This is a genomic window from Leclercia sp. LSNIH1 (genome assembly GCF_002902985.1).
Taxonomy (GTDB): Bacteria; Pseudomonadota; Gammaproteobacteria; order Enterobacterales; family Enterobacteriaceae; genus Enterobacter.
The window spans coordinates 164,164-179,082 of record NZ_CP026171.1 but is presented as its reverse complement, the minus strand read 5'-3'; the positions used below and the strand labels follow the sequence as shown (position 1 = coordinate 179,082).

Annotated in this window: 15 protein-coding genes; 8 read left to right on the top strand and 7 right to left on the bottom strand. The window is 45.4% G+C overall.

The genetic code is table 11. From position 1 onward, the window contains the following. Window positions 1–253: 253 nt before the first annotated feature. Both C2U54_RS26160 and C2U54_RS26155 read right to left on the bottom strand, forming a co-directional pair. Window positions 254–766, bottom strand: coding sequence for a hypothetical protein (locus C2U54_RS26160; RefSeq protein ID WP_015063000.1), 513 nt, complete (start codon window positions 764–766; stop codon window positions 254–256). Window positions 767–771: 5 nt separating this feature from the next. Beyond that, window positions 772–1,569 (bottom strand): hypothetical protein, encoded by a 798-nt coding sequence (locus C2U54_RS26155; protein WP_015063001.1) that lies wholly within the window; start codon window positions 1,567–1,569, stop codon window positions 772–774. 756 nt (window positions 1,570–2,325) lie between these two features. Here C2U54_RS26155 and mobI point away from each other — a divergent pair. The 8 genes from mobI to C2U54_RS26115 are packed head-to-tail and all read left to right on the top strand — an operon-like array spanning window position 2,326 to window position 12,336. After that, on the top strand, window positions 2,326–2,811 hold the full coding sequence (gene mobI / locus C2U54_RS26150) for a conjugative transfer protein MobI(A/C) (protein WP_015063002.1): 486 nt from the start codon (window positions 2,326–2,328) through the stop codon (window positions 2,809–2,811). Then, entirely contained in the window at window positions 2,808–3,530 is a 723-nt protein-coding gene (locus C2U54_RS26145) for a hypothetical protein (protein ID WP_015063003.1), read from the top strand. Before mobI ends, C2U54_RS26145 begins: the two co-directional genes overlap by 4 nt. Window positions 3,531–3,540: 10 nt before the next feature. After that, window positions 3,541–6,576 (top strand): MobH family relaxase, encoded by a 3,036-nt coding sequence (gene mobH / locus C2U54_RS26140; protein WP_015063004.1) that lies wholly within the window; start codon window positions 3,541–3,543, stop codon window positions 6,574–6,576. Then, window positions 6,576–8,660, top strand: coding sequence for a conjugative transfer system coupling protein TraD (traD, locus tag C2U54_RS26135; protein ID WP_040113316.1), 2,085 nt, complete (start codon window positions 6,576–6,578; stop codon window positions 8,658–8,660). The genes mobH and traD overlap by 1 nt, the downstream gene beginning before the upstream one ends. Next, window positions 8,660–9,763, top strand: coding sequence for a hypothetical protein (locus tag C2U54_RS26130; RefSeq protein WP_015063006.1), 1,104 nt, complete (start codon window positions 8,660–8,662; stop codon window positions 9,761–9,763). The genes traD and C2U54_RS26130 overlap by 1 nt, the downstream gene beginning before the upstream one ends. Further along, window positions 9,750–10,412, top strand: coding sequence for a DUF4400 domain-containing protein (locus C2U54_RS26125; RefSeq protein WP_015063007.1), 663 nt, complete (start codon window positions 9,750–9,752; stop codon window positions 10,410–10,412). The genes C2U54_RS26130 and C2U54_RS26125 overlap by 14 nt, the downstream gene beginning before the upstream one ends. 12 nt (window positions 10,413–10,424) lie before the next feature. Next, on the top strand, window positions 10,425–11,606 hold the full coding sequence (locus tag C2U54_RS26120) for a S49 family peptidase (protein ID WP_040113315.1): 1,182 nt from the start codon (window positions 10,425–10,427) through the stop codon (window positions 11,604–11,606). 1 nt (window position 11,607) lies between these two features. Continuing rightward, window positions 11,608–12,336, top strand: coding sequence for a nuclease-related domain-containing protein (locus C2U54_RS26115; protein ID WP_015063009.1), 729 nt, complete (start codon window positions 11,608–11,610; stop codon window positions 12,334–12,336). A gap of 32 nt (window positions 12,337–12,368) precedes the next feature. Here the strand turns inward: C2U54_RS26115 and C2U54_RS26110 are convergent, their stop codons facing one another. The 5 genes from C2U54_RS26110 to C2U54_RS26090 form a co-directional block, all read right to left on the bottom strand. Beyond that, window positions 12,369–12,728 carry a hypothetical protein gene (locus tag C2U54_RS26110; protein WP_015063010.1) on the bottom strand — a complete coding sequence of 120 codons (360 nt, stop codon included), beginning with the start codon at window positions 12,726–12,728 and terminating at the stop codon, window positions 12,369–12,371. 87 nt (window positions 12,729–12,815) lie between these two features. Beyond that, a complete protein-coding gene (locus C2U54_RS26105; protein WP_015063011.1) occupies window positions 12,816–13,130 on the bottom strand; it encodes a hypothetical protein in 315 nt (104 codons plus the stop codon). A 266-nt stretch (window positions 13,131–13,396) separates the two neighbouring features. Beyond that, complete coding sequence (locus C2U54_RS27595; RefSeq protein WP_154591402.1) at window positions 13,397–13,537, bottom strand: hypothetical protein; 141 nt, start codon at window positions 13,535–13,537, stop codon at window positions 13,397–13,399. A gap of 537 nt (window positions 13,538–14,074) precedes the next feature. Then, complete coding sequence (locus C2U54_RS26095) at window positions 14,075–14,311, bottom strand: DUF905 family protein (protein ID WP_032610472.1); 237 nt, start codon at window positions 14,309–14,311, stop codon at window positions 14,075–14,077. Between the two features lie 45 nt (window positions 14,312–14,356). Further along, window positions 14,357–14,902, bottom strand: coding sequence for a hypothetical protein (locus C2U54_RS26090; protein WP_032610473.1), 546 nt, complete (start codon window positions 14,900–14,902; stop codon window positions 14,357–14,359). Window positions 14,903–14,919 lie beyond the last annotated feature (17 nt).

Genomic DNA, 14,919 nt, shown 5'->3' with positions numbered 1-14,919 from the left:
AAAGAATGGCAATTCATGTTAGTTATACTTACAGAAAATGAACGTTGGAAGGATAGAGCAGACAAAAAAATACGGATGGTAGTAATATTTAACACAGTATGTTTTAGATACGTCAGAACGGAAGCCGTCTGAAAATAAACAGCAACATGAGGAACCATGTGTAACGGTATGCAAGCCAAAGATTTAATAGATAAAGACGACGCAGTCTTTAGATTTTTGGTCTCAGCTTAAAACCACTCACATAAAGTAATAGCTAATCTAACTCCTCCTGAGAATATCTCGCTATTGCAGAGACCGTTGACGACAATCTGCACCGAGGGCAATGAGTATCATTGGTATACGGGACAATGTAAGGCCGCTTGCATTTCGCACAAGTTTCGAGTTCCTCTATTTCTTTCATTGACGTGAGGATCTCAATGATTTTATTGACCTCAGGGGCGCAGACGAAATACCCAAGGTTATGCAGCACGCTCATGATTCGGTTGAAGTCAATATTGCGGAAGCTGGATTCCGGATGAATAGGATCAAAACCGAAGTAATTTACCGCGACATCAATAACCGCAGAAAATGCTCTGCGGTTATCCGAACGACGACTCCACCCTCGAATACCTTTTTTAACGTTTTGTTGAGGTTCCGATCTGAAATCAATATTTTCTGCAACATGGCTTCCATAAAGAATTCTTATTGAGTTTTTATTCGCACCAAGTGACATCGTTTTTGTAGCGCTCAACAACATGTTAGCTTTAGTTTGATCGACTTTAGCCATTTTTATTAATCCTTCAAGAGCACTTTATTTGCCAAAGAGTTGAACACATCCTGACGGTGGCATGTAAACATAGTGTCGTAACGCAATAGTTCCATTAAGTCGTCACTAACTTTACCCAAACGAATGTCGGCAGATAATTCGTATGCCCAGGCAAACACCTTAGATTTTAATGTTGCACTATCATCCCCCAACCCCGGTGTAAAGGCAATTATTCGTGGGAATAGAACGACATCGTTAATTGCTTTGAGTGATGACACACCAACATCTTTTATTGCATCTACGGTAGCAGGCTTTAATCCAAAAAATATACTGACAAACTCAGGTGCAAGCATTGACATAAAGAAGATCTGCATAAAATAATCATTTTGTATGTCTACACACTTGGAGCGTAACTGCTGAATTTTGCTCGGATTATAACAATCTTCCTGCCCATTCAACAAAGTAACTTTTTCCCCTGCATTGTAAATGCCGAAGTCAGTATCGTCACTGTCATATTCACGGATAACGTTAGTGTCACCATCAACAACGGCCATAAAAAATTTATCCCACGAGATCTCTTTACCTAAAGAACGTGGAACGAGGAAACTTCCGGGACGTGTTTCAACTTCGAATGCATTATCAGCCATTGCCCCAAACCCGGTTCCAAATAGACGGCGTTGCAGGAGTGGAGACCCTGTTTGATACATAGAAGATCCGTGAATAGGCAATAACATTAGGAATGCACGGTAACTACGAATAATCGAAATCTCGGTACGTAATAGTTTACCGAGTAGGTTACGCGTTATGTTATCTGATTCTGACATGTGCGGATTGTCCTTGCGTCAATACAATTGTACTAATCTTCTACATGAAATTAAAGTTTGGTTTTTGAATGATGAAAAGTAACTTTTGGAATTTTAATACTGCCTATTTGAGTCTTAAAACTAACCATTCATCCATTGGCCTTACTTGTAACACTTTTTGACCAAACTAACCAGAATTTTATCAAAAAACCCTGCGCTTGCTAACGAAATTTTAATCGCTTAAAAAAATAGCAAAGCCCGAATCGTTATCGGCATTAAGCGGCAATAACATTAGCGAAAAAAGCGATTCAGGATGAATATTTTTCCGATTGATTAACATGACTACTACATAGGGTCACTTCTTGCCGAAAAGTGGTCCTATGAAGCCTCGACATAGGGTCACTTCTTTGTGAAAAGTGACCCTATGTAGCCAAGACATAGGGTCACTTTTTTTAAAAGTGGCACTATGCGCAAAAAACATAGGGTCACTTTTGTTTAAAAAGTGGCACTAGATATATGTATAACTTAGTAAGTAAAACAGCACTTTTCAGATCACGGTCTCAAAATACCCATGGCAGAAAAAGTTACTTTTCTGCCGCGCTTAAATGCGCCCATCTCAGCCGTTCCCGTGTTCATCTGGAGCTGCGCACTATCTGTATTCCTCACGCCTCCGAAGCCCCACCTCAAAATTCTCGATAAAAATCACGGAAAAAAGTCCTGTTTGTGAAAAAAAAATAAAAACCACTTCGGTATAGTGATTTCACATCAGGAGGTCACATGTCTAATTCGAAACTAATAAAGTCACTAGAATTATCACGCAGTTTGATGCGTTCACAAATCGAGGTTCTGCGGGAGGCAGCTGAAGACCTTTGCACAAATTACTGGATCGAGTGGAAAGAACGGAATCATCTGGAGATTAATTTACCCCGGCCTAACAATACGCTAAAGCGTGAGTATCTGGGTTCGTATGCGCCGAAAATTGAATTAATCGGTAATGCCAAAAAAGTTACAATCACCTGGCATAAGTTCAGCCCGTTTAAAACCAGGTCTCCCAGTCATATGTCGAAACGGATTTCTGCGATGAAAAGCGGAAAATATTCGAAAAGCTGCTTTGTTAATCATGCCTTCTGGGAATATGAAATGATCGAAAAAACGGAGGGAGTACTAGAACCCTACAGAGAATTACTTGAGTTCTATCATACTGCGTATATCGAACTGGGACGCAAAATCCGTAAATACTCAAAATCAGAGGTGGCACAATGACCGACGTAACAATTAATGAAAGCAAGCAGAAGACACCTGATGTAAATGCCCGCTCCTCTCAGACTCCTGAAGATAGCCGAAGAGCCACGCAAAGTAAAAATGAACATTACGGCATGGCAACAGTAACTATTACTCCAGGCACGCCAGACTTTAACCGATTTCTTACGGCACGGAATCGTTCCGTAATAAGAGGCTTTAATGATGTTAGCATTGCTATTTCATCATTATTCAGGACGGTTAATGCGGTAAAACACCCTGAATTGGTGCAGGCAATTCAGGACTGGTTTAATGAATTGCACGACGAAAACAATTTGATGAAGCAGAATCTGGAGGCCCACATCGCCACTATTAAGGTTGATGAAAGTGATCCATTCTTCTCATCAACTGAGTTTTCTCCGTTCAGATTTGAATCTGTCCAGTTAAACTTCAACAACCAGAACACGATGCGATTTTATAAGCACATCTTTGAAATGAACAACCTTCTGACCCAGATGTATAAATTCAACTCTCTGGGTCAGCTGCCGGTTAGCGATTACAACGTAATGGCGCACAATATTATCCGAAGTCTCAACATGTATATCGAACGGGTCAAAAAAACACTTAACGTGTCGCGCCGTGTAAAAGGTTCTTACAGTCCTGATGAGTTTATCGAAAAGGTAAAACAGTACAAAAGCGTGCAGGCATATATTGCTGCGGAACTATCTGGTAAACGCCAATAAGGATTATTTGATGAATTTCAGGGCGCTATTCCTAAGTATACAAAGAGTTTTAGGCATCTTCTCCAGTAGGGAGAATGATGTGGCTGAGTTAATGATGAAGGATGTTTCGAGTCTTTCACCATTTGCTCAGATTATAGGGGATCAGAAATACACTGTACCGGATCACCCGAATCTTGAAGTCCTGAAATTCATTGAGTACCCAACTCGGCCAGCTGGGATACAAACGTTTAATGAGCAGTCTATTCTTTCTCTTTACAGAGATAAACTGCACTCAATCTCTATGATGCTGGCAATAAGTGATGGAGACATCCGTGAGGATGCCTTTACCTTCACCAATCTGGTTTTAAAACCATTGATTGAATACATCCGTTGGATTCATTTACTTCCTGCTTCAGAAAACCACCACCATAATGGTATTGGCGGATTGTTGTCACATAGCCTGGAAGTTGCAATGATTTCTTTAAAAAATGCCAATCATTCTGAATTGCGCCCAATTGGGTATCAGGATGAAGAAGTCATTCGCCGAAAAGTATATCTCTATGCCGCTTTTATCTGTGGCCTTGTGCATGATGCCGGAAAGGTATATGACCTCGATATAGTAAGTCTGAATCTGAATGAAACTTTAACATGGGCGCCAAGCTCGCAAAGCCTGCTTGACTGGGCACGTGAAAACAATGTTGTCGAATATGAAATACATTGGCGAAAACGCATTCATAACCAACATAATATATGGTCAAGCGTTTTCCTTGAGAGAATATTAGATCCGGTCTGTATGTCATTCCTCGACCGTGTCAAAAAGGAGCGCGTCTATGCAAAAATGGTTACGGCACTGAATGTCTATAACGATGGCAATGACTTTCTGTCCAAATGTGTAAGAACCTCAGATTATTATTCAACGGGAACTGACCTTAATGTATTGAGGGACCCGATAATGGGTCTGCGGTCGAATGATGCTGCGGCAAGAGCAATAGGTACCATTAAGCATAACTTCACCAGTATTAATATTAATAACTATAAATCCAAACCCATGCACATCATTATTGTAAACGGTGAAGTTTACCTCAATGAAAACGCCTTCCTCGACTTTGTACTTAGTGATTTTGCGGCCCACAAGTTCAACTTCCCACAGGGGGATGCAGGTAAAACTGTACTAGTAGAGTCGCTGGTTCAACGGGGTTATGTTGAGCCTTACGATGATGAGCGTGTGGTTCATTATTTTATTCCCGGGACATACTCGGAAAATGAAATAGCCAGCATCTTCCGAAACGGTATCGGTAAGCTGGAATTTTATAATCTCCTGAAACTTCGCTGGATCGGGTTAATTTTTGACTCATATAAAATCCCGGATTCTGTTCCGGGCCTCTTCAGCGTTAATGCAAATAAAGATTTCATCTATATTGATGAACAGAAAACTGTAACAGAATACAGAAGGCCGGTCCCGGGTCGTGAGTCTGTTACCAGAGTAACGGACACCGTAAGCGACGCCATTGAAGATACTCCACAATACGGACTCAAACTCGTGAACGGCCCTGATGCCGACAGTGTCAACGGTAAAAGCAGTGAAAATACTGAAGCCATCACAGAAAGTGTGGAGGCGGCTGGCACGGATAAAGCAACCGATATTATTGATCCGCAGGTTACTACGCCAACAGATACAGCCGGAACAGGCGGCTTGGATGAAAAGGAACGGGTAGAGGAACATGAAGAGCAGAGTCAGATGCGTCTGGTCGAGCAGCTGCATGAAATGCTTCTGAGCGCCCCACTGCCCCACAACGCAGTCATTAATATTGATTCCGTACCTTACCTTAATCTCGATGCTGCTATTGCGTTAATCCCTGGTATTGATGAGGCGGCATTTTGTGATGGGCCCTTTTTCCAGCTGACGTACCGTGATGGATCACTGGATGGTATGTGGATAGTCCGTGACGTAAACAATCTACGCCTGATACAACTGGGGGATAACTGTGCTGGTATTCAGGTGAGTACCTCGGAACCCCGAACCACTTCTACGCTGAAGTCGCTTTTTGATACGTCAATGTACCAGCCGTTGGATATCCCTGAAAGTCCATCATTAAACGAAGCGGTTTCGCCCCCACAAACACCGCTTGATCTCCCTCCGGCGCGACTGAATACCCCCCAGGCTGTAGAGGCCAATTCGGTAGCTGAACAGATTAACGCCCACTCCGAACCGGAGACCGTCACTGCTTCTGAGTATGAGCAATATGGCCACCTGCTGGAAGAAACCCTAGATAGCGATAGTGAGGCATATTCTGACTTTATAGTCGCCGACAACTCTGTGGTTGAACCCCCCCAGCCTGAGGCGAAAAATAGCGATGTCGCCGAATTCCATGATGAAACAGACCAGGTCGTTGCGCCCGGTAAATTGAATGATCCTGAGGATACCAGAGAGCCACCAGCTCCCAATACAACCGGGAAAGAAGTAATTTTAACAAGTCCTGTGTCATCACAGGACCCTATAAAATCGGAACCCGCCGGGGAGAAAGCGAACCATCTATCTCCGGCCCTGGCTCGTCTGTTTGCGGTAAACACTCAAGCAGAGAAGAAGCATGAAAATCCGCCGGTCACGACTCCAGTGAAAGAAGCCTTTAATCGATCCAACTCTGCCACAGTTCAGGCTCCTATTGCCGTTGACCAACCTGGTGCAGAAGAAAAGGAGACACTGGAAGATTTTACCCTGCTAAGTGGCGGTGAAGTTACAGAACTTGAATACGTCGAAATTGCCACAATGCTTCACCACATTCTGACTAAGTTATCTGGGTCGTTTAAAAGAAAGCGGAAAAACCGATTCATGGTTTTGACCCAGAACACCTTTTTTCTGACCCAGTCATGTGTTGAAAAATACGGGACGCAGTTAAATGCGCCTGAGCTTTTTAACCAGCTTCCTCAATACCAGGTCACCTCCGGCGCCATAGTCAATACAAAATGTTTCGCATTCAACATGCCAACTCTGGTAGCCGCATCCGACCGGGCAAAGGTCGATATTGAGTTAATCATTAACACACTTAAAGATGTAGGGAATCTATAATGGCAAAATCAAAAAGGACCAACCTGCACGCCCAGGAAAACTTTTACAGGCCGATATTGGAGTACAGAAGTGCCTCAGTACTTTTAATTTGCGCCATAATAATGCTGTTTATGGGGTTTCGATCAGATGGGTTGAATATTGCCCCCATCATTTTGTATACCGCTGCCTTCATGCTTTTGGTTTGTTTGTACCGCTGTAAAACGGCATACCCTTATTTGATGGCGCACTGGCGCGTGTTTCAGCGCCAGATTATGTTTATTAGCCTTAAATCGCTCAGGTCGATCAACAAAAGTAACTTTTTCTCTAACGAGCGAAAGTACCGCCAGCTGGTACAAGAGTATAAAAAATCCAACCGTCAGGTACCGGACAGAAAAACCTACTTCTGTAACGGCTTTGAATGGGGTCCCGAGCATGCAGATCGCGCGTATCAAATTGCCAATCTCTCAAGCGATAAAAGAGAGATAGCCCTGCCATTTGCCCTAAACCCCATAGCGCGGCATTTTGAGGCGATGGCCAGATCCATGGGTGGCAGTAACGCCATTTTTGCTGTTGATAAACGGGCGCCAATTTTTGTTACCGAAGATAACTGGTTCGGCCATACCCTCATTACCGGAAACGTCGGTACCGGTAAAACAGTCCTTCAGCGGTTATTGAGCATCAGTATGCTGCATTTAGGCCACGTCATTGTGGTTATTGATCCAAAGAACGACGCAGATTGGCGGCAGTCACTTATGGATGAAGCGGCGGAACTTGGGTTGCCATTTTATAAGTTTCACCCTGCCCAGCCTTCTTCTTCAGTGTGTATTGATGTCTGCAACGCTTATACCAATGTTTCGGACCTCACCTCACGCCTTCTTAGTCTGGTTTCGGTTCCCGGGGAAGTTAACCCATTCGTACAATATGCCGAGGCTCTCGTTTCAACTGTGATCACCGGTCTGTCTTACACGGATAAAAAACCGTCGATATATCTCATTCATAAAAACATGAAAAGCCACATGGCAATCCTGAACCTCACCGTAAAAGTTCTGGAATGCTGTTATGCACGGCACTACGGGCCCGATGTATGGATGGAAAAGGTGAAATATTCTTCGAATGATACTCTACAAGTCCGCTTTAAGCGCCTTGTTGAATGGTTTTCTGCCCACTTCTTGAATTATGAAGGTGCCGAGCCCATTGATTGGATTGATACCGTCGGCCGGTTAGTAGATTATTCTTTGTCTGATCCTGAGCACATGTCAAAAATGACAGCGGGTATTATGCCGCTGTTCAGTCGTCTGACCGAACAACCACTGAATGAATTGCTTTCGCCGTCACCTAATTCACTCACTTCGCGTGAAATAGTCACTTCAGATGGAATATTCAGTACCGGAGGTGTTCTCTATATCTCGCTCGATGGTCTTTCCAACCCGGAATCCGCCCGGGCTATTTCGCAGTTGATAATGTCAGACCTGACGTCCTGCGCGGGTAGTCGCTATAACTCTGATGATGGTGATATGTCCTCACATTCAAGGATCAGTATTTTCGTCGACGAAGCACACTCCGCAATCAACAATTCAATGATAAACTTACTCGCTCAGGGTCGTGCCGCACAAATTGCATTGTTTATTTGCACGCAAACCATTTCCGATTTTATTGCAGCAGCAAACATTGAGACTGCAAATCGTATTACGGGTCTGTGTAACAATTACATTAGCCTGCGGGTAAACGACACCCCAACGCAAACGCTGGTTGTAGAAAACTTTGGTAAAAGTCCAATTAGTACAAATATGGTCACGTATACGACAGGATCAGAAACCACTTTGCCGCATAATAACTTCTCTGGTTCGATATCAGAAAGAAAGCAAACAACGCTGGAAGAAAGTATTCCGAAAGAGCTTTTAGGCCAGGTTCCAAAATTTCATATTGTGGCCAGACTTCAGGATGGTCGTAAAGTCGTCGGGCAGATCCCGATTGCCGTAAGTGAAAACTCGATGAGACCCAATACAACATTATTGGAGATGTTCCTGAAACCCGCCGGAAAAGTAACTTTGCGTCAGAATGTGGGTTTAGACTATTTAAATAAACATCTAAGGAAATTGCATTGATGGACGAGCAAATTACTCTGACACAAAATCAAATTTTCAGTTCATCTCTGAAAGTCAGTAAAAGCCGTTCGCTTGTTAAACGGCGTATGCAGTCATTAGGCCTGAAGTTTGCCGATTCGCAGGATGTTCGTGACCGTCTGGCAGGGATTGAAAAAGGTGCTTTGAAATCTGTGGGGCAATTTTGCCATGACAACGATGCTGAGTCTTTATCAGCGCTGGCTATTATCCTTTCCGAGCTTTTTCTGCTCCAAGGGGAACTGTCCACCAGCAATGAATACGGTGACCATGAAACAAGTTACTGGTCCGTAGCTCAGGGACCTTGTGATGAATGGGTTCAGTCTCTTCTTACGAGCGAAGACGGACAGCGAAAATTTATTGGTTTTCGCATTACATTCGACAATTCTGAAGAGCGCCGCCGCCTTGTTGATAAAAATTCAAAAATGCTGGGGAGTTATTTACTTCCCTATTTTGTCAATTTTACGAGTGCTGCATCGGCGTTTATTACGCTGCCTGACAGCGTCACGTTTAAACAAGTACAACGCAATAAGCCACTCATTCACCCTGAAACCACATTAAGTCACATTCTTACCATAGAAGACTCGGCGTTTCTCTCTCGTATCAAATTTAAACTAATCTCGGCGATTGACCGCCTGCCCGACCCGACCGGGCTATATGCCAATATGTTCAACCACATTATGGACCGGGCACTATTAACACACCTCGACCGGGAGCAAATTGATAGCCCTTGTGTGTGCAAAAAGGTCATCTCAACCTACGCAGACACCATGCTAACGCTCCCGGTATTTAATACAGGGATCACCGGGAGATACCGACACTGGACGCCCTGGGGGATTAATTTTGTTGAGTTTAGCCGTCAGGCTGCAAAGGAAAAAGCCTGTGTCTATGTTCCTGAACCCGGTCAAATTCATTGGAAAAGTCCGGAGCATAAGGAACTGGCTGAGTTCAGCCTGATCAACCACATAATCCCGCAGCAATACCACTGGTTGCTGGGTGTGCCAACAATCTGGCGAAGCCACTACCGTGACCATGGCGACCGATTAGACTTATTCAGGGAGTGGAGGGACGCAAATGGCTGCGGATAATTCTGCACGGGCAGTATTCATCAGAGGACTGCTTTTTTTAGGGATGATGCTTTATCTTATTTATAGTCTGGGCTTCCAGAATACTGACGATCTAAAGCAACAAATCACTCAGGAGGTGAACGCCAGTCGTAGCCTCATTTCTAATGACCGGTGGTTGTCGGTTATTGCAAATAGTGAAGCTACTTTGTCGACTCTGATTAATGACTATAAGCTGATCGAATATCTGAATACGATACTGATCCCGGAAACGACGAAACCTGCGCGTGGGCTGAATTACGTTGCAGAGAAGATGTCATCGGTAAACTACACTGTGGCAAAGAATCTCCCCTTGCTCATTTATCAGTCCATTTTCCGCTGGAATCTGATACTCGGCTGGCTGATTGTGTTTTCACCTTACTTAATTGCTATGCTCGCTGACGGCATGTATCAATGGAAATTAAAACGTTACGTTTTCGGTAATGTAACCGTTCAGTTTTACAGGATCTGGTTCAGAGCCTTCTGGATAATTGGTGCATTAACCTTTGTTTACCTCTCAATGCCTAATATGTCTCTTTTTAACAATATCGCTCAACTGTTCCCCCCTGTCGCATTGCTGATATTGGGAATTGCACTCAACCGCTTGTGGTCTAACTTTCAAAAACTTATGTAATAAGGTGGTCAGATGTTTAACCGTAAAAATAAGAAGTCACCTGCCAATATCAAAGAATCGCTTGATGAGAACGCTGACCGTTTTTATAAGATGTTCCGAATCCATACCACCTCAAAAGTGGTTATTTCCCTTCTGGCATTAGCAGCAGCAGGGGTTTCGGCCTTTAATATTTACGATAAGTATCAGGAATCAGAAGGACGAATGGATCATATTGCCGTCGTGCGCATATCGGGAGAAATGGGCACCGGGTCAGAGGCCGGTGACGGTTCTGTGATAGCCGCAGCACTGGCAAAAGCGTACAACAACCCGCATGCCAAAGCTGTCATTATCGAGGCGGAGTCAGGTGGTGGCGGACCTTCAGACGCGATTATTATTTATCGCCAGATTAATGCACTTCGAAGCCACCAGCAGAAGATTGAACGTATTTCACATGCGGAATCCGCAAGCAAGACCCGTAATACGGGTGATACCAGTGCTTCACGCTCGCAGGACGATATCAATGCCGAACAATCGAAACGCAATACCCTGGAGGTCCTCTCCGCCGGGAGTGGCCGTTTCATTGCCGATATGGAAACCAGCTATAAGCCTATTATCGTTAGCGTCAAAGGCATTTGTGCTTCAGCGTGCTACTACGCCGTGTCCCCTGCTGACGCCATTTATGCAGATAGCAGCGCTCTGACCGGCTCGATCGGCGTACGAATGGATCACTGGAACCTGTCCCGCGTCATGGATACGGTCGGTGTTAAAAATGAGCCGCTCACAGCAGGGGAATTTAAAGCTGCACTCGACCCTTATCATCCGCTTTCCGAGGCCACCCGGGATTTTATGCAGAAGCAAATCCTGGATTCCATGCATGAAAAATTTATTTCGGACGTTGAGCAAGGCCGGGGTTACAAACTAATTAGCCGCCCGGAGGCAAATGCTGTCGCTCTGTATTCCGGCCGGGTATGGACAACGCAGCAAGCAATCCAGTACGGTCTCATCGACGGTGACCTGACACCAGTCGAGGTCCGTTCGCGTCTGTCTCAAATGTATTCGACCACTACATTCAAAACGTACAACGAGCCGCAACGATCGCTTCGCTCCGCGCTCGGTATGTTAATGAGCCTGTCAACCAACATCGAAACGCTGGCGGGCACAACCTCCCGGTTACTTGATTCTGTTCAGGCCACCAGCTATCCGACGGTGAAATAAGATGGACGTGATCCTGATGGCGTGGCGGGTGATAGCAATAAGTATTATTGCCCTGGTACTCATTGTGCTTTATTGCTTGATGGGATTCGTATCGTCAGCCATTGCTGAACGCAGGACGGCCAAGCAAATTGAAGCGTACCTTCCTGATGATGCAGAAGGCCTTCTGAGCGATTTAACTCTGCCGGTTAGTGCCACTGGCACCACGCAGATTGATCACGTCCTTATCGCCTCTCATGGGCTCTACGTCATCGAGCAGAAGAACTATGCTGGAAAGCTCTATGGGAAGCTGGATGAAAGCCACTGGCGAAAATGGAAATCGTCAGGGACACTAAAGTTACAAAACCCGTTCAGGCAAAACTACGGTCACATCAAGGCCATTCAGTCTACATTACGCGCCAGCGAACTGGAGTGTATCAATGTTGTCATCATTAACGGGCCCTGCAAGTTTGAAGGTGAGAAGCCAGACTGGCTTTGCATGGGTATGGGTGATTTTGTTCGGAAAGTCACTGAGCGGCGCCAGTTAACTGTATTCAAGCCTGAGGCAGTAAGTTATATCCGTGGGGAGCTGAAGTTAAAGAGAAAGCCTCCTGGCCTTTATACTGATCTGGACCATATCCACAACGTTACCACCAGATACAAAACAACTATGCGATTGGAGCAGCGTATTACCTATAACCTTTTGCGCTTTCTTCGGAATCTACCGGGTAAAATATTCGGTTCGACAAAGTAAAAAAAAGCCCTGCTAATTTATGCGGGGCTTTTTTATGGATTCAACACCGGAATATTTTGCCATGCTTCCTGCATAATTTGCATGACCTCCCCAATGGGTAGCGACGGCCATAAGACTGTGTCAGTCATGATTACGCCAACCGGCTCACATTCAATGGGAACCAGAATTAAAATCACACGAGTCCCTTTAACCTGATACGCAAGATTAACTACCGCCTGTCTGTAGGTTGCCAGAACACCAGAACCGTACTCCGCTGGTTTGCTGGCCCAGTTCCGTACCAGAGCATAAGCCTGCGGCATATAACGATTATCCAGAACGCCCTGTGGCCGACGAAAAGGCACAATATCATCGGAGCGGTAGATAGTAGTGGTGGTTACGTTGGCCGTTGTCATTATTAAACTCCTCCCGTCCAACCCTATTAAATCTGAATGAATAGGGTTCAACTAACAGTTCCTAGTCGTGAAAACTGGCTAGTGTAGCTAGAATTTTTGTTCCATTTGTTGAGCTTCAAAATCTCTCGTTGCCTTCAATAATGAAGCGCCACTGTAGTACTCCGGTTCAGTAATATCATCCTCTTTATTCAACCATTGCGAGGCTGATTCATTGCCTGTCTTAACTGTACTCACATCGCTGCCTTGGTATTTGGGCAACATTACGGCATCCACTTCTTGATAAACGCCATTGCGTTTCACCAGGATTTTAACCGCTTTCGCTTTGCTGCGTTTTTCGCGCACTTTATTAACCAGATACAGCACGACAATCCAGCCTACCAGTACGTAAAGAAAAGTATTCATAATGCCCTCCTTTGTATGTGTCCATTATACCAGGTTCCGTCCCAGCCCAAATAGGTTCGGTGCATGAAAAATAGACTTTCCCGCTTGAATCTGCAAATCACCTCCGGCGTGCCTTTGCTGCCCCGAGAGATATTTTCTTTCCGGATGCGTCTGACAGATTCAGAAAAGGTACTTTTCTGCACGACGGATTTAATTTAGATTCTCTGACTTCACGCCCCACCAGCCAGAGCCCACGGCCGCAACCTTTACGAAAAAAACCGTCAAAATTACCAATGTCGATAGCTCCCCACCAGCGGACGCCTGCGAACAGCATCAATCACCACCACCCCCACATCCGCCACCAGCGTCACCACCACCCCCACATCCACCATCACCGCCTGAGGTATCGGGGGTAAAGAAGGAACCATTTCCGTCGGCAATCCCCCCTCTCTTACTATCCTGCGTATACCGACGCCCTTCGGTCTGGGAATGGCAAAGTGCCTTTTTATTACGGGCTCTCAAAAATAGACAGCAGAAAAGACATACAACCACATAGAGGGTTAAAACAATATGGAGAATCATAAGCACCAGTGAAATCCTGTGAGTCATCGTTAATTGTCTGAGTATTTATATCAAAGTCCCTCGCGCTTAATTTTTGCTAGCACGTCCCTTTTCTCTCGATCGCGAATTAAGATGGCTCAGTTCAGTTACAGACGACACACCGCAGGCATCCGCCAGGCATATCTACACGCAGGTCGGGAGGTCACGACGATTTCTTTCCGGATGCAAGATACCTTTTCAGTTCCCCGGCGCCATCTCGGCACCGGGCGAAACCATCTGCATGCGGGTCAGACTTATACCACCAGCTGTGGGCCCCGGGCAGACCCAGACTCCCTTCCCCGTTTGCCAGCACTGACAGCTGAGTCCATAAAAAGAAACCCGGAGTTACCGGGTTCTTGTGCTGATCAGCTGGCCTTCAGTCCGTGGCTTTGCAGGTGGCTATTGAGCGCATCATAGGCATCGGGTTCATAATTCCAGTTACGCCAGATCAGCTGGCGATCGTGGTCGCGATGATTACGGATGGCAATCTGGAAATGGCCTGCTGGCTGGAGGTTTTCGATAAAGACGTTCTGGTAACCGGCGGCAACGGCGCGGGCTTGAGCCAGTGATAACGGTGATTCGTTGCTGAAAAATCCGCTCATGGGCATTTCCTTCATAATGGCCAGGCCTGAGCCTGGCACTGGGTGTCAGGCCACAAGGCGTTTCGCGAGTTTAACGAAGTGATCTTGGTTGTTGTAGAGCGGCATCTGATAGGCCCGGTCTGAAATAAACATCCGGATCTGGTCAAACGTCATGCCGCAGTTAAAGCCGGTTTCGCTGACATTAGCCCGGGGAAAATCGGCGCAAAATTCGTTTAACACCTTCTCATGGACAATGCCGATATTAAGGAGTCCGGCAGGTCCGTTATCACGGAAAGACACCACCCGGAATGCACCGTACCAGCCCGACTGGCAGAAGAAGGTAAACGCCTGGTTCGCAAGTCCGTTAAACAGCTCGTAACGCAGGCTGGCACTTAGCGATTGACTGTCCAAGCAGTACACACGGTTGATGAAGACGCCTGGGTCGATATTTGCAGGGGTCTGCCCGTAAGCAATACACGGCATAGGCATTTCCGCAGTGTCTTTGTTATCACCAATTACTTTATATTGGGTGGCGATGATATCCGCCAGCATTGATCCACCAAGTGTGTTAATTGCTGCGATGTCGTTAATCTGAATATTAAGATTTTTCATATTTCACCTCGTCGTTT

Excerpts from the sequence above, each read along its gene's own strand:
- C2U54_RS26160 (WP_015063000.1), bottom strand. The coding sequence starts at position 766 with ATGGCTAAAGTCGATCAAACTAAAGCTAACATGTTGTTGAGCGCTACA.
- C2U54_RS26155 (WP_015063001.1), bottom strand. The coding sequence starts at position 1,569 with ATGTCAGAATCAGATAACATAACGCGTAACCTACTCGGTAAACTATTA.
- mobI (WP_015063002.1), top strand. The coding sequence starts at position 2,326 with ATGTCTAATTCGAAACTAATAAAGTCACTAGAATTATCACGCAGTTTG.
- C2U54_RS26145 (WP_015063003.1), top strand. The coding sequence starts at position 2,808 with ATGACCGACGTAACAATTAATGAAAGCAAGCAGAAGACACCTGATGTA.
- mobH (WP_015063004.1), top strand. The coding sequence starts at position 3,541 with ATGAATTTCAGGGCGCTATTCCTAAGTATACAAAGAGTTTTAGGCATC.
- traD (WP_040113316.1), top strand. The coding sequence starts at position 6,576 with ATGGCAAAATCAAAAAGGACCAACCTGCACGCCCAGGAAAACTTTTAC.
- C2U54_RS26130 (WP_015063006.1), top strand. The coding sequence starts at position 8,660 with ATGGACGAGCAAATTACTCTGACACAAAATCAAATTTTCAGTTCATCT.
- C2U54_RS26125 (WP_015063007.1), top strand. The coding sequence starts at position 9,750 with ATGGCTGCGGATAATTCTGCACGGGCAGTATTCATCAGAGGACTGCTT.
- C2U54_RS26120 (WP_040113315.1), top strand. The coding sequence starts at position 10,425 with ATGTTTAACCGTAAAAATAAGAAGTCACCTGCCAATATCAAAGAATCG.
- C2U54_RS26115 (WP_015063009.1), top strand. The coding sequence starts at position 11,608 with ATGGACGTGATCCTGATGGCGTGGCGGGTGATAGCAATAAGTATTATT.
- C2U54_RS26110 (WP_015063010.1), bottom strand. The coding sequence starts at position 12,728 with ATGACAACGGCCAACGTAACCACCACTACTATCTACCGCTCCGATGAT.
- C2U54_RS26105 (WP_015063011.1), bottom strand. The coding sequence starts at position 13,130 with ATGAATACTTTTCTTTACGTACTGGTAGGCTGGATTGTCGTGCTGTAT.
- C2U54_RS27595 (WP_154591402.1), bottom strand. The coding sequence starts at position 13,537 with ATGGTTCCTTCTTTACCCCCGATACCTCAGGCGGTGATGGTGGATGTG.
- C2U54_RS26095 (WP_032610472.1), bottom strand. The coding sequence starts at position 14,311 with ATGAGCGGATTTTTCAGCAACGAATCACCGTTATCACTGGCTCAAGCC.
- C2U54_RS26090 (WP_032610473.1), bottom strand. The coding sequence starts at position 14,902 with ATGAAAAATCTTAATATTCAGATTAACGACATCGCAGCAATTAACACA.